This is a genomic window from Streptomyces sp. NBC_01463 (assembly GCA_036227345.1).
Taxonomy (GTDB): domain Bacteria; phylum Actinomycetota; class Actinomycetes; order Streptomycetales; family Streptomycetaceae; genus Streptomyces.
Genome location: CP109468.1, coordinates 4,897,727 through 4,911,427, shown reverse-complemented (window position 1 = coordinate 4,911,427; position 13,701 = coordinate 4,897,727). Strand labels below are relative to the sequence as shown.

The window sequence follows — 13,701 nt, the reverse complement described above, 5'->3', positions numbered from 1 at the left end:
CGGCACAAAAAGCGGATTTCGTCTCCGGGCGCCGGTGGGCTAAAGTAATCGATGTCGCCGGGAGACCGGCGGCGATCGGGGTGTAGCGCAGCTTGGCAGCGCGCTTCGTTCGGGACGAAGAGGTCGTGGGTTCAAATCCCGCCACCCCGACAGCCGTAAGACCAGGTCAGGGGCCTGATCCACTTTGTGGATCAGGCCCCTGAGTGGTTTCCTGGGGTGTCTTGGGAGCCGTTTGGGAGCCAAGTACGGGAAGGCGGCTCCCAAGGCCCCGGCGCTGGAAGGGGCAGCCACCGCGCAGCAAGACGTTCAGACTCCCCTATCTCGAAGGGGTCGCACTGAGCGGGCCCTCGACAGAGAATGCAGTACGGTCGCGCTCATACGGGTAGGCACAGAGAGGAGGGTTCATGTCGTACGAACCGAAGCTCGCAGCGGCGCTGTCGGGCGCGACGATGGCCCAGCTCTCTCACTGGCGTCACGCCTCAGGCGCAGGAGGCGCAGTCCTCGTCCCAGAGATCTCGGCTACACGGCCCATCCTGTACTCCTTCCGAGATGTCGTTGCACTGCGAACCTGCGTGCGCCTCCGGCAGGAGACCTCGCTGCAGCGGATCCGTCGCGCAGTGGACTCCCTCAGGGACGATCTGGGCGAGCGAGAGCACCTCTCGGCCTACCAGCTCGTCACCGACGGGGGCACGGTGTATCTGGCCGATCCTGACCATGCCGTCGACCTGATCGGCCGCAAGGGTGGCAAAAGCAACCTCGTCATCCACCAGCTCGTCGATGTCCTAGCCCCGTTCTACCGGAACGGCCGGCACATTCCCGACCTGCTGTCCCCCCGCCCAGATGTCGCCGTGGATCCATCCGTACGCGGCGGTGAGCCGGTAATCCGTGGCACTCGCGTCCCCGCAGCCGAGGTCGCGGCCCTGATCCGAGATGGAATTCGTCCGGAGCAGATCGCCGACTTCTTCCCCGGGGTCAGCGCCGGAGCAGCACTTGAAGCAACCGACTTCACCGATTACGTCGACAGCTACACCGGAACGCCAACCGGTGCAGGCGCAGGTGCGAGCCGAGGCGCCGCTTGAAGCTGCTGCTCGACGAGAACGTGCCACGCCCTATGGCCGACATCGTCCGCATCCTTCTCAAGGCTCATGACGTCCTGCACGTGCATGACCTGCCCGGATGGGCTGGCACCAAAGACATCAAGCTGTTCGAGAAGGCCCGCGCTGAAGGCTTCGACGCAGTCCTCACCAACGACACCAAACAGATGAGCCGGCACCTTGAAGTCGCGGCGATCGCTGCATCCGGGCTCCATCGGATCGAGTACCGACAGAACAACAAGCACGGCGGGCTGGTCGGCCTGGGCTCGGCCATCGCCACGGTTTGCGCGGGTCTCCCCCACGCTCTGGCCGAGCTATCGGTCGCAGACGGCCAACGCCTGGTCTCCCTCACCTCTGTCGACCCAACTCGCGCCACCCGTGTCCGCACCGTCGATCCTCAGGTGGACGCACCCAAATTCTGGCCCACGGGCTGACCCGCAGCTGACCCGCAACGGCTGTTCCAACCGCGCCGCGACTCCAAGTTGCAGACGCGATGCCGTGCTCACGCAAAGCCGGCCTTCGCAGCCTCGAGTACCTTCTTGTTCGGGCTGGAGAAGATGGCGTAGATGTTGTCGACTGCGGCGGTCGAGCGAAGCGTCAGTCGTGTGCGTCCCGACTGGGCGCTCGGGACGACCGTGATCGTGAGCTCGCCCCAGGTCGGGAACTTTCTGTACGTGCCCGTCACCTGCCCGAGGTCTGCGAGTGTCCGCACGTCCTTGAACCCTGCCGTAATGAGGCCCTGTTCGCAGCGGGTAAGCCACTCCTCGCGCTGCCCCGCGACCACGAGGACCTCCTCCATGCTCTTACGGATTGCCACGTGACTCCTCCAGAGGGCGGACCATTCATTCGGCTCAGCCGGAGCATGACAGTTTCGAGCTCGCGTGGGCCTCCTTTTGTGAGCGGTGCGCGCAGCCGAGCCGAGTGTCTGGAGGGGGGACCCCGCCACTTACGCTCTGGGCGTCCGGCGCACGGGGGGCGCCGTGGGTCATCTCTTCACCGTCGACGACCGGACGGCCACACCCCCTCCGCGTAGCCCTGCCCCGCCCAGCTCTCGCCGCGATGGAAGACACACAGCACACTCGAAGAGGGCGGCCAAGCTAGTCCCGGACGGGTGGGGGACCTTGACCCAAGGCCGTGGTAACAAGGCCCGCGTGGGCCCACGGCTCGGCGATGCATGGGCATTGCCGAGCCCAAGCCCAACTATTACCGCATCTGAGCCAGGAGCTGTACGGCCAGGTCAGCGCATGTTCTACCCCTCCCCAGACGCTGACGCCACATCAGCACCGCTCGCCCATAGGCCCAACATCAGGACGTTGACCTGCGTCGATACGGCTACATATCAGCTTCCAGCAGATCCTCAATGATTAGACCGAAACGCGGTTAATAGTGCAGGACGCGCGTACTCTCGCGGTTATCGCGTGAAGCGCACCCATCTGATATCAGGAGTAGCGAGATGCCCAAGGGTCACAAGTGTCCGGTTTGCGGTACCCAGACACTGCATCCGACCAGCACCAATCGCCTGAAGTGCTCGAAGTGCGACTCGACCTTCCTCAAGAGTGTGATCGTCGGCAACTGACGTCCACGGGTGTTCATGGCCCGGATGGTCACGGGAGCCTGCAGTCAAGCGTTTGAGCATCAGGAGCAGTTGCCGGGCGAGGGACTCCTCAAGCGAATGCGTCGCGGTGCGAAGCAACGAGACGTTCAGGGTTCGCCCGTCCAAGGCCCAGACGTACAGGGCGACCGGGTGCCCCTCGCCATCCCTCAGCAGTTCCCGCCGCCAAAGGATCTGATCGTTGACAAAGCCCTTGAGTCGCGCTTCGAAGGCCGATCCGTTGTCACTGTCCGCCTGGTCGAAGAAGGCGACCAGTTCTCCCTCTCCGCCCGGCGTCACCTCGCCTGCCGAGAACGGTGTGCCCAAGAGGTCCTTGGGCCGGTAGAGCTGCGCCTGACGCAGCTCATCTACGTGGAGAGTCACCACGGAGGGAACGACTACCTTGACGCCAGCAACGGCCCAGGCGGTGTCGGACAGCCGAGCCAGCACCGGGTCGCGGGTCACCAGAATCTGAAGCCCGGCGCAGGACGTCTCGGCCACGTATTTCAGCCTGCTCTGCATCTTTGCGTCAATCGGTAGTTCTGGCAGATCCTTCTCGACCGCTTCCAGAAGTTCCTTGTGGCGAGCAGCCACGGCCTCCGGAACGGGGGTGATCTGCCGCAGACCTGGCAAACCAGCACGCTGATGTTGCCGCGCGGTTCGATCGGTGACATCTCGCACGTCGTGAAGCAACTGTGGTGTGAACGCGAGCTCAATCAGATCGGCAAGCCATCCGGCTTCAAGAGCACGTGATTCCTCGATATCGGACGCGGTGCCACTACCTCGAAGGCCGGCAAAAACGCTGTGGTCCACAGTCACCACCGCCAGGGCGTCGCTCTGGACGTCCGCGAACAAGTCCTGGTGCCCCAAGTCAAGCCACCAAGTGTCCAGGGTCTCCTGGTCTCTGCCGCGCCCCAGCCCCTCGCCAAGGGGTACAAAGCCCAGGCTGGTCCACATCCCGCTGAGTTCGTAGTCACGCCGGCACCTGGCCCTGATCCCCAGCCGCTCCGGGTGCCGCTCGCAGATGGTCTGAATCAGTGAGCGGGCGATGCCCTTGCTTCGGTGTTCCTCGGGCAGGCAGAGATGCGCAAGGCGCACATGGGTGCTGCGCTTCGGCAGCCCGAACAGTGCATACCCGACGACCTCGTTCCCTTCCACAGCAACGAGAAGACCGCCATCCTCGGCAGCCGCTCGATAGGCGGGTGGCGTGAGCAGCCCCAGCCACTTGGTGTATCGGTCCCCCAGGGCCACAACCGCGCCAAGCAGATCGGTTTGCTCACCGGACACCGGCAGCACCGTGATCGCCATCGACTCCCCCTCCGTGTCGGCCCTACCGAATGTGGCCGATCACTAGCCCAGTGCATACCCACGCAACCGGGCTTGGGTAGACCCTTTTTGATCTTTTTCGCAGTTGGCTACCCCTTGACTGTCCCGCTTGAATTCCACCGTTCCGTCCTGGAACGAGGCTGCGGCCGACTCCAACTCAGGAGCAGGGACACCAAAGCCACTAGGCACCAGTCCCCCTTGTTGGACGCCATCATGTTCGGACGTGCGGTCGCTCCACCCGGCCCCACTGAACCCTCCCGCCAGACAAACCCAGGCAGTCACTTTGAGTATCCGTACGGATGCTTTAAGTGCTCGACAGGCGGCATGATCGCTCCCGTGCGCCACAAACGGAGAGGAGCCGGAGTGAAGCGGTCGCGGCAGCGGCATGGCCGAAATCGGGCAAGCAAGAGGGGACACAGGGGGGTGAGCGACAAGGCCGCCCCAGGTCTCATGGCGCCCAGCCGGAACAACAGTGCGCCCCGCGTCGGCTATCTCGTTGTCCACGGAGTCGGCAACCAGCACCGGGGTATCGGCTCGGGACGTTCCGTCCTGCACCACATGGGTCGGGGCATCGTGGACCCGATCGCCAAGGCTCATGGCTCGTCATCGGTTACATGGACCGAGACACCAGAGAACAGAGGAAGTACTGCCGAATGGCCGTTGGGCACCCCTGCCCACGCTGCTGTTCGTATCACCGCTCTCGGCCAGAAGACTAAAACGGTGCTTATCGCGGAAGCAGTGTGGGCCGACCGCTTCCGTCGCCCGCCGTGGTACCTGCGGTGGCTACTGACTGTGGGTTACGTGGTGTTGAGCCTGCCCGCAGTGCTTCTGCTGGTAGGTCCGGACCGCCGCGACCGCAGCATCTGGGAGTCCACTGGGGCCTCGTGCAGGCGGACCTTCCTGAGACCCCTCAGCGACGGACTGCGGCCAGGCGCCTTCCTCGTCAGTCCGGACTTTCGCCACGTCGCCCGCATGGGTTGGCGGTTCCTGACTTTGCTTGTACTCCTGGCCGCATTCAAAGAGCTGCTCACGGAACACCCCCGGTGGACCGTCGGCTGTGCCGCCGTTCTGATCGGCCTCCTGTGTACGCGGCTGAATGTCGCAGACCACGTGATCATGGCTGCTGCACGGAGCCAGGAGCGAGAGAAACTGCTCGACTTCCTGGAAGAACGGCTGCGGTGGATGCAGGCGCATTGCGACGAGATTGTGATTGTCGCTCACTCGCAGGGAGGCTTCCTGGCCCACCAGCTCATGACTCGCGACGGGGGCCGCAACCAGTCAAAGGTGATGCGGCTGGTGGGAGTCGGATCGGGCCTCAAGCCCATCCGGCTCCTCCAGCAGCTCCGGCGCCCGCTTGTTTGGGCAGTGGCATGGATGCTGCCCACCGCGTCCCTATGCCTGGCATGGGGGGCTTCGCCGCTTATCGAGCCGAGCAGTTCCGAGATCGCAGCGGGCATGCTGATGTACTTGGAGGCGACGATGCCTGCCCTGGTAGTGCCGCTGGGCGCACAGTCCCCCGAGTTCACGTCAGCGATGCTGGACAGCGTGGCTGAATCGATGAGACAAGTTCAGTTCGGCCTTCTCTTTCTGGGTGACATGCCCTGGGAACGGTGGGCGGCGATTGCGGTGAGTGCGGCGCTAACGCTCGCGTGTGGGCTGACCATCAGGTTCCGTATCCGCCCCACGGCGGAGAGGCTCTTTGCCCTGCCACCGTCCAACGGCCCGCAGCAACTGGAGTGGGAGGAGTACAGCAGCCAGCACGACATGGTGGGCAGGATGCTGTTGCCCACACTTCCACGCGGTGTGGAGCAGGAGGCCACGCCGGTACTCGGCCATCCGCTCGGCGATCACACGAGGTACTTCGATGACGATGGACTACTCACACGCCACCTGGCAGCCCGACTGCTTGCCGACGTCGAGTCCTCAACTCACCAAAGCCTCGGCGCGAGCCGGTGGGCGGAGACCGTGGCCCGATACGAACGAGCCCTGCGGAAGCAACATGATCGAAGGCGGTGCTTCCAAGGAGTTCTCATGCTGTGGGTGGCAGCAGGCTCCCTGACTCCCCGCATGGCGCGAGGAGCGACCCTCGTCGACGCGGTCGTCGGCAGCTGGCAGGTGCTCGCGGCGGCGACGGTGTTACTCAGCGCCGCATTCACTTGGCGGGGACGGAGGAGCCATCGGAAACTTGTTGCCATGCTCGACGCCGAACTGAGAGGTGAACCGCAGCCAGCACCATCAGTCACGATCGTGGCTCCCCAGCACAGGGCGGCTGCAACCCTGGCGTTGGCGATTGGCGCCGTGGTCTCCTTCTTGGGAGCCCTGGGATTGACCATGCTGTCAGGGCTACAGCCAGCTTGGAACGTCCGATCACCTGGCGCGCCCATGATCGCTGCCTTCACCCTCGCAGCCCTTGCTGCCGCGACCGGCTCTGGCTACCGGGTGCGGCGAGCCTGGATTGCCGGCGCAGGACTCTTTGCCTGTCTCCCAGCGCTGGCCTCCAGCGGCCCTCTCGGCTCCACTGCGCCCGCGTGGGCGAAAGCTCCCGGAGGGCCGCTCGCTGCCACGGTCCTGGTGACATTGACGCTCGCGCTGGTCAGTTTGAGCAGGGCACGCCTGGTCCATCTCCCAGAAGCTTCATCCAACTGCTCACCCTCAGTTCCCACAGCGGGGAAAGCGTTGCCGCACTCTAGGCGGAGCGCAGATGATGTGGAATCCGGAGTTCGCGCCGGAGGCAGGCTAGCGGGCGCACCGAGGATCACCCGCTAAAAGCCGCGCCTTCATGCCAATGATGCTCGACCCAGGCTGCTCAAGAAGGAAGCACGGTGCCGGAGCATACGCTCCGGCACCGCAGTGAGGAGTCGCCCCCTTGGAACAGGATGCAGCCCCGCAGGCCACCCCTGCCCTGGGAGCCGTTTGGGAGCCAACCCACTCCCCAAGCCCCAGCCACACCGCGCAAGACCAATCGGGACCACGCTTCTGACCAGGGAAAACGCCATCCGTAATGATCAGAGCAGTAACCGGCCCTCATTCGGGACGAAGAGGTCGTGGGTTCAAATCCCGCCACCCCGACAGCCGTAAGTCCAGGTCAGGGGCCTGATCCACTTGGTGGATCAGGCCCCTGAGTGGCTTCCGGAGATCGTTTGGGAGAGAGCCGGGGAAGATCTTGCTCGACCCTCTCCCGGGCCGTCCCCGCGGATCCTGAGCTCAGGCTGCGATCGACTCCCACAAGGCGGCCGTGGTCTCGTCCAGTGAGGCGAAGCGGTCGTTGATGCGCTTGAGTACGGACGGTGCGGCAGTCGCCTCGAAGCGGAGGGCGAGGACGCCCATGGCCTGCCAGTCGCGGAGGGCCTTCTCGTGCAGGCGGAGCGTGTGGGCCGAGGCGCCCGCTGCTCGCAGGGAGCCTTCCATCAGGGTCAGCGCGGGTACCGCGTAGAGCACCGTGCTGTGGTGGAAGAGCCGCCGGGCGGCGTGCGTCGCGCGGTCCGGGGTGTCGGTGAAGCACTCCTCGCACAGTTGCCGGTAGCGCCGGATGGCGGAGTGGAACCGCTCCTCCTCGGCGAAGCGCCTGGCCTGGCTCACGAGCGCGTTGCTCAGGTCCGGCTCCGCGCCGTCGGTCGATGCGGTGAGCGTCCGTTCGTCGGTGACGGCGTAGAAGTAGCCCATGCCGTCGTGGGCCTCGCTCCTGATGTGGTCGCCGGCGGCCCGTTCCAGGTCGGTGATCGCGAGCCGGGCCCGGCAGGCGAACGGCTTCAGGTCGACCACCAGGCAGTCCAGTACGTCCACCGACAGCCGGTCGTCGGCGAGGGAGTCGAGGACGACGGCGTGCAGATAGGGGGCGTTGTCACGGTAGACGTCGGCATAGGCCAGGTGAGCCGTGTTGACCCAGACCACGACGCCCTCGTACTCCTCGATCAGGGACGCCAGTTGACCGGCGACGTCACGGACGTCGATGGGCTTCTTGTGCACGGCGAAGCCGCAGTTCCGCATCCCGAGGGCGCCCGTCTCCTCGACCGGGAAGATGTACTCCGGATAGCCCGCCTCGTCGAGGCCGGCCTGGAACAGATAGCCGCTCCCGCGTTCGAACACGGTCTTTTCCTCGACCGGGCGGCCCCGCATCACGCTCAGCCGCGCGTAGCTGCCGGTGAGGCAGTTGACGGCCGTCTCGTCGTAACGCTCCAGGACATGGCTCTTCACCGGTGCTCCCGCCCTGCTCGTCGGCCCCGCGCTTCCGGCGTGCGCCACGTCGCGCCGACACGTGTCGCCCGTCCCGGGAAGGCGCATGGCCGAGGCGGTCTCGGGTTGATCGACAGAGGCAGGCTCAGGCATGCGTTCTCGTCCGTTCGGGATTCGGCTGTGTGTCCACGGGGCGCCGGGGCAACTCGATGAGGGTCGGTCGCAGTTCGGTGACGGCGGCGGCGAGCAGACGGCCGTCGGCGCTCGCCCAGTCCAGGACGTGCCGGTCCGCGTCGGCGTCCGCGAGGGCCGACACGTCGGTGTGCCGGAGCGTCCCGATCGCGGCCTCGCCCACTTTGATCAGTGCCTCCTTGCGCACCCAGAACCGCAGAAAGGCGCGGCCGGGGTCGTCCGAGGCGTCCACCGTCCGCAGTTCGGCCGCGCTCAGCACGCGGCGGGCGACCCGTTCGTCGACGGGCGTGGCATCGGCGGTGCTCTCGATGTCGACGCCGGTCCTGCCCCGGCCCGCTGCGGCGGCTACGGCACCGCGCGTGTGGGAGAGGCTCACGCCCAGCTCCGGCCACTCCGGCAGGAAGGGTCTGCCGTGGTCCGGTGCCAGGCACTCGTCGCACGTCTGCCGGAGCTCCAGGCGGTGCGCCGGCTCGCCGGTCAGCCGCGCCGCGCACACCCGTACGAGGATGTGGGCGGCGAGGTAGTCCGCCCTCGCCCCGTCGGTGGGCAGCCGAGCGGCGCGGCGGCGCTCCCACGGGCCGAGGGGCACGTCGGACCACAGCCGCAGGACGTCCTGGCTGCGGCCGGTCATGACCACCGGCCGCGCCGTCGGGACGCGCCTAGACACGATCGCGAACCGCCGTGGCCAGCAGGCCCGCGATGGCTCGCGCGGGCCGTGCGGACATCATGGTGAGGTGGCTGCAGTCGATACGGTGCTCGACGACGCTGCCGGTGACGTACGGCCCCCAGGCCTCGGCCACCGGAACGTCACGGGCCGGTTCCTGGTCGGCGGTGAACATCACCAGGTCCCCGGTGAAGCGGTCCGGATCGAAGACGCCGCGCAGCCGGTTGAGGTTGATGACGATGCGCAGCAGCCGGTCGGAATCCGGCACGATGTCGCGTACGGAAGCGAACTCCTTCTCCAGCTGCCGGGCGTGCGCGGGCGTGGAGAGTATGGCCGGGTCCGCGACCAGGGTCGTGTCCATCATCGCCAGCAGCTCGACCTCCTCCCCGGCCTGTTGCAGTCTGGTGGCCATGGCGTGTGCCGCGAGGCCGCCGAAGGACCAGCCGAGCAGCCGGTACGGTCCGTGCGGACGGATGGAGCGGACCAGGCCGAGGTAGTCGTCCACCAGCTCGTCGAAGGTCTCCGGCAGCGGCTCGTCACCGATGATGCCGCGCGCCTGTATCCCGTAGAGGGGCTGGTCCCGACCGAGGCCGCGCATCAGGGGGCCGTAGGCCCAGCACAGCGCGAACCCCGGGTGGATGCAGAACAGCGGGGGCTCGGTCCCGCCGGTCCGCAGGGGCAGCAGGGCGGCGAAGTCCGCGTCGTTGCCCTGCCCGGTCACGATGTTCCGGCAAGGACGGCGCAGACCCGTTCGGCGAAGTCCTTGATCGTCTCGTCCGTCGTCGCGGCCGACAGGTACATCGGTTCCTCGACATCCGGTGCCAGGTGGTAGCCGGCCTCGCGCATCCCCGCGTAGAGGCGGGTGTAGGCCTGGTGGTCCTGTTTGGCCACATCCTCCTTGCCCACGACGGCGGTTGTCTGCGGTACGAAGATGAAGGCGAAGATGCTCCCCGTCCTCGTGAAGACGAAGTCCAGCCCGGTGGCCGCTCGGTGCCGCTCGATCTCGGCCTCCAGCAGAGCGCCCTTGCGTTCGAGCTCCTCGTAGAAGCCGGGCTGCGCCAGCACGTCCAGCGTGGCCAGACCTGCCGCCATCGTCAGCGGGTTGCCCGCGAGTGTGCCGCCCTGAAGAACCCGTTCCTCGTCGAGCAGCGCCATGACGTCCTGCCGCCCGCCGAAGGCGCCGACGGGGGTGCCGCCACCGATGATCTTGCCGAAGGCGGTGAGGTCCGGCTCCACGCCGAGCGCGACACCGGCCGGTCCGAAGCCGAGCCGGAAGCCGGTGATGACCTCGTCGAAGACGAGCAGGGCGCCCTCACGGCTGCAGACGCGGCGCAGGTCCGCCAGGAAGCCGGGCTGCGGCAGCACCAGGGACATGTTGCAGGCGACGGGCTCGATGCACACCGCGGCGATCTCGCCGGGGTGGCGGGCGAACAGCCGCTCGACGCTCTCGATGTCGTTGTAGTCCGCCACGAGGTTGGAGCGCATGGCGTCCGGGTCGAGGCCCGCGGCGCGCATCCGCGTCTCGTCCTTGTTCTGGACCAGGTCGAAGTGCCCGTGGTAGCCACCGGTGAAGCGCATGATCCGGGTGCGCCCCGTGTAGGCGCGGGACAGCCGGACCACCGACATCATGGCCTCGGTGCCCGAGCAGACGAAGCGCAGCTGCTCCAGGTGTGCGGCGGTGGCAGTGATGCGCTCGGCCAGCTCGGCCTCCTGCGGACAGAAGGTGCCGAACAGGGTTCCCTTCGCCGCCTGCCGCGCGATCGCCCGGCTGACGGTCTCCGGCGCGTGGCCGAGGATCAGCGGGCCGAAGCCGTACATGAAGTCGACGTACCGCGTGCCGTCGACGTCGTGCAGGTACTGGCCGTGGGACTCGGCCACGACCAGCGGATCGGCCTCGACGTTGCGGCAGGCCCGCAGGGGCGAACTCGCTCCGATGGGAATGACCTTGCGGGCCCGCTCGATCTCCGGCCTCATGACTGCTTCTCCACTTCGGTCTCGATGACGCAATCGGTGAGCAGAATGTCCAGCAGCGCCTCGGCGTCCTCCCGGGTCTCCCGCGAGAAGTAGGCGGTCAGGACGGTTTCGAAGTTCAGCGGCGGGGCGAGGACGAACTGGCCGTCCTGCCGGTGCAGCAGGACCGTGGTGACGTCGTTCTTCCGGCACACTTCCACCGCACGCCCGGTGTTGCGCAGAAAGCCGCTCCGCTCGATCGGTGCATCGAATTCCAGAGCCACCCGATGGTGCGTGGCGCGGGGTTCGAGGGGCTCCCGGCCGAGCCGGTGGAGCAAGTCGTAGGCGTCCATGCCGGTGCAGATGCTCAGCTGCTGGTACGTCGTCGTGCCGCCGCCGCACAGGCGGGGAGCGATCTCGAGGATGTACAGCCGGCCCTCGCCGTCGAACCTGAACTCGGCGTGGAAGGGCGACTCGTCCAGGCCGAGGGCGGGCACCACCGTGTCGAGCAGGGCCTTGAACCTCGCGCCCTTCTCCTCGTCGAACGGCTCGGTGAGGTAGGCGATTTCGTGGAACAGCGGTCCGACGAGATCGGGCAGCTTGCGGTGCAGTTGCAGGGGCAGCACCCGGCCACCGCTGATCATGCCGTCGACCGCGTACTCCTTGCCGTCGAGGTACTCCTCGGCGAGCAGCACGCTCTTGCCCGTGCTCTCCTTCAGGACCGTGCAGACGCGCTTGGTCTGGATGAGCGCCTTGGCGAATCCCGCGGGGTCGTCCACCTTGACGACACCCGCGCTGTAGAAGCCGTTGGACGGCTTGAGCACCAGCGGGAAGCGCAGGCCGGCTTCGGTCACCAGGGCCAGTGCCTCGGGTGCCCGCAGCGAGGGCGAGAGCTCGATGTGCCGGGTGATGTGGTCGCGGATCGCGGGGTGCGCCTTGAACAGGGTCTTGTCCGTCAGGCTCAGCAGGGTGTCGATGTCGCGTGCGGGCAGGCCGAGTTCCGTACGCAGGAGCTCCAGCTGGATCTGGTATCCGTCGTGGAAGGAGACGACATCGTCGACATCGGACAGGTCCAGGGTGTCCCGGGCACTGTCGGCGACGGTGCGCTGCCAGTCGGCCCGGTCGATTCCGGCCAGTCGTGGCGGAGCGAGGAACCGCACATCGAAGCCACGCTCGGCCGCGTAGTCGATGTAGTCGCGGCAGTCTTCCTCGTGCCCGAGGATCAGCACATTCACAGGCGTCTCAACTCTCCTCAGCAACAGGGGTCGGCGGTGCGGTGTCAGACGGCTTCCGGAACCGCCGCCACTTTCACGAGTGCGTTCTCCCGGCCCGCGACGGCCCGGCGGATACGCCAGAAGCACACGGCGGCGATCACGGCCTCGAAGGCCGAGTAGACCGCCCAGACGAGCGGGAGCAGTCCCGTCTCGCCGCGATGGGTCAGAGTGATCAGACAGATGGTGGGGACACTGAGTCCCCACATCACCACCACGCGGGCCAGGAACCCGAACCTGGCGAGCCCGAAGCAGTCCAGGACCGCGGTGGCGACGATGGAGAACATGAACGCGATCGCGTAGGTCCACAGCATGCGGGACGTGTCGACGGCGCTGCCGACGGCCGCCGCTTCCACCTGGTCGAGGCCGAAGGGGTACAGGAGCAGCTTCGGCGTGACGATCTGGAGGAACACGATCAGCCCGACATACACGCCGGCGACACCCAGGGTGACCCGCACGATGTGCGGCACGCGGTCATGGCGCCCCGCGCCGAGCGCGTTGCCGCAGAGCACGTTGCAGCCCAGGGCCAAGCCGATGGGCGGGATGACGGCCACGTAGTTCAGCGAGACGGCGACGTTGTTGGCGGCCAGCGCCACCGGGCCGAGGACACCGGCCAGCCAGACGAAGGACGTGTTGCCGAGCTCGTCGAGTCCGGCCCCGCCACCCGACGGGGCACCCCTGCGCAGCCGCAGCCACAGCTTCTCGGTGATCGCGCGCACCCCCTGCCCGAGCAGGCGGAGGAAGCTCACGAAGAAGCCCTTGGGCAGGCAGATCGCGTATCCGGCGAACATGACGCCGACCGCGACGAGCGTGCCGATGGCCGAACCGCGCATCCCCATCTCCGGCAGCCCGAAGCGTCCGAACACGAGGCCGGGGATCACGACGATGCCGACGGCTTGACCGATGAGGCCCACGGTCATGGGGACCCTGGTGCGGGCCGTGCCGTTGAAGTACGAGGACATGGCCATGTTCAGGGCCATCACGGCGCCGTAGCTGGTGGACAGCGTCAGGAACTGCGACTCCAGGGCCCTGATGTGGGCCGGCTGTCCGCTCAGGTCGGGCACCCGGGCCACCAGCGGGGTGGTGGCGAGGAGCACGATGGCGAGGATCAGCGCCAGCAGAAGCCCGTTGGCACCCTCCTCCATGGTGGCGTCCCGGTCCTTGCGGCCGTGCGCCTGGGCCACGTACGACCGGGTGATGCCCACCGTCCCGGTGATCACCATGATCAGGGTGCCCGCCGTGAAGACCGCCGGCCCCGAGGCCTTCAGGGTGTCCTCCGAGTACCGGGCCAGGCAGATCCGGTCGACGAGCATCATGATCAGGTTGCCGGCCATGCCCAGCATCAGCGGCAGGGAGACCCGGACGACCTCCCGGGTCGTCTCCAGGTCCAGGCGAACCCGCGGTCCGGCCATCAACTCTCCTCGGGCAATGGGCGACTGG

General features: G+C 67.0%; 11 protein-coding genes and 1 tRNA gene. 4 read left to right on the top strand and 8 right to left on the bottom strand.

Annotated elements, in window-relative coordinates; genetic code table 11:
* Positions 1 to 76: 76 nt before the first annotated feature.
* The 3 genes from OG521_21760 to OG521_21750 all read left to right on the top strand — a co-directional run bounded on the left by OG521_21760 (position 77) and on the right by OG521_21750 (position 1,528).
* Positions 77 to 150: transfer RNA gene (locus OG521_21760), tRNA-Pro, on the top strand.
* Positions 151 to 404: 254 nt separating this feature from the next.
* Positions 405 to 1,079, top strand: coding sequence for a DUF433 domain-containing protein (locus OG521_21755; protein WUW23262.1), 675 nt, complete (start codon positions 405 to 407; stop codon positions 1,077 to 1,079).
* Entirely contained in the window at positions 1,076 to 1,528 is a 453-nt protein-coding gene (locus tag OG521_21750; protein ID WUW23261.1) for a DUF5615 family PIN-like protein, read from the top strand. The genes OG521_21755 and OG521_21750 overlap by 4 nt, the downstream gene beginning before the upstream one ends.
* Positions 1,529 to 1,596: 68 nt before the next feature.
* Here the strand turns inward: OG521_21750 and OG521_21745 are convergent, their stop codons facing one another.
* Both OG521_21745 and OG521_21740 read right to left on the bottom strand, forming a co-directional pair.
* Complete coding sequence (locus tag OG521_21745; protein ID WUW23260.1) at positions 1,597 to 1,911, bottom strand: hypothetical protein; 315 nt, start codon at positions 1,909 to 1,911, stop codon at positions 1,597 to 1,599.
* Between the two features lie 594 nt (positions 1,912 to 2,505).
* Positions 2,506 to 3,993, bottom strand: coding sequence for a GNAT family N-acetyltransferase (locus tag OG521_21740; GenBank protein WUW23259.1), 1,488 nt, complete (start codon positions 3,991 to 3,993; stop codon positions 2,506 to 2,508).
* A 738-nt stretch (positions 3,994 to 4,731) separates the two neighbouring features.
* On the opposite strand from OG521_21740, the gene OG521_21735 reads away from it, so the two are divergent.
* Positions 4,732 to 6,777: a hypothetical protein gene (locus OG521_21735; GenBank protein WUW23258.1), complete on the top strand. Its 2,046-nt coding sequence runs from the start codon at positions 4,732 to 4,734 to the stop codon at positions 6,775 to 6,777.
* A 438-nt stretch (positions 6,778 to 7,215) separates the two neighbouring features.
* Here OG521_21735 and OG521_21730 read toward each other — a convergent pair whose 3' ends face one another.
* From OG521_21730 to OG521_21705, 6 genes are all read right to left on the bottom strand, one after another.
* Entirely contained in the window at positions 7,216 to 8,205 is a 990-nt protein-coding gene (locus OG521_21730; GenBank protein ID WUW23257.1) for a hypothetical protein, read from the bottom strand.
* Positions 8,206 to 8,329: 124 nt separating this feature from the next.
* The gene (locus tag OG521_21725) at positions 8,330 to 9,007 is read right to left on the bottom strand and encodes a 4'-phosphopantetheinyl transferase superfamily protein (GenBank protein ID WUW23256.1); all 678 of its coding nucleotides are present in this window, start codon (positions 9,005 to 9,007) and stop codon (positions 8,330 to 8,332) included.
* Positions 9,008 to 9,035: 28 nt separating this feature from the next.
* On the bottom strand, positions 9,036 to 9,761 hold the full coding sequence (locus OG521_21720; protein WUW23255.1) for an alpha/beta fold hydrolase: 726 nt from the start codon (positions 9,759 to 9,761) through the stop codon (positions 9,036 to 9,038).
* Positions 9,758 to 11,014 (bottom strand): glutamate-1-semialdehyde 2,1-aminomutase, encoded by a 1,257-nt coding sequence (locus tag OG521_21715; GenBank protein ID WUW23254.1) that lies wholly within the window; start codon positions 11,012 to 11,014, stop codon positions 9,758 to 9,760. Before OG521_21715 ends, OG521_21720 begins: the two co-directional genes overlap by 4 nt.
* On the bottom strand, positions 11,011 to 12,225 hold the full coding sequence (locus OG521_21710; protein ID WUW23253.1) for an ATP-grasp domain-containing protein: 1,215 nt from the start codon (positions 12,223 to 12,225) through the stop codon (positions 11,011 to 11,013). Before OG521_21710 ends, OG521_21715 begins: the two co-directional genes overlap by 4 nt.
* Before the next feature lie 44 nt (positions 12,226 to 12,269).
* Positions 12,270 to 13,673 (bottom strand): MATE family efflux transporter, encoded by a 1,404-nt coding sequence (locus tag OG521_21705; GenBank protein ID WUW23252.1) that lies wholly within the window; start codon positions 13,671 to 13,673, stop codon positions 12,270 to 12,272.
* Positions 13,674 to 13,701 lie beyond the last annotated feature (28 nt).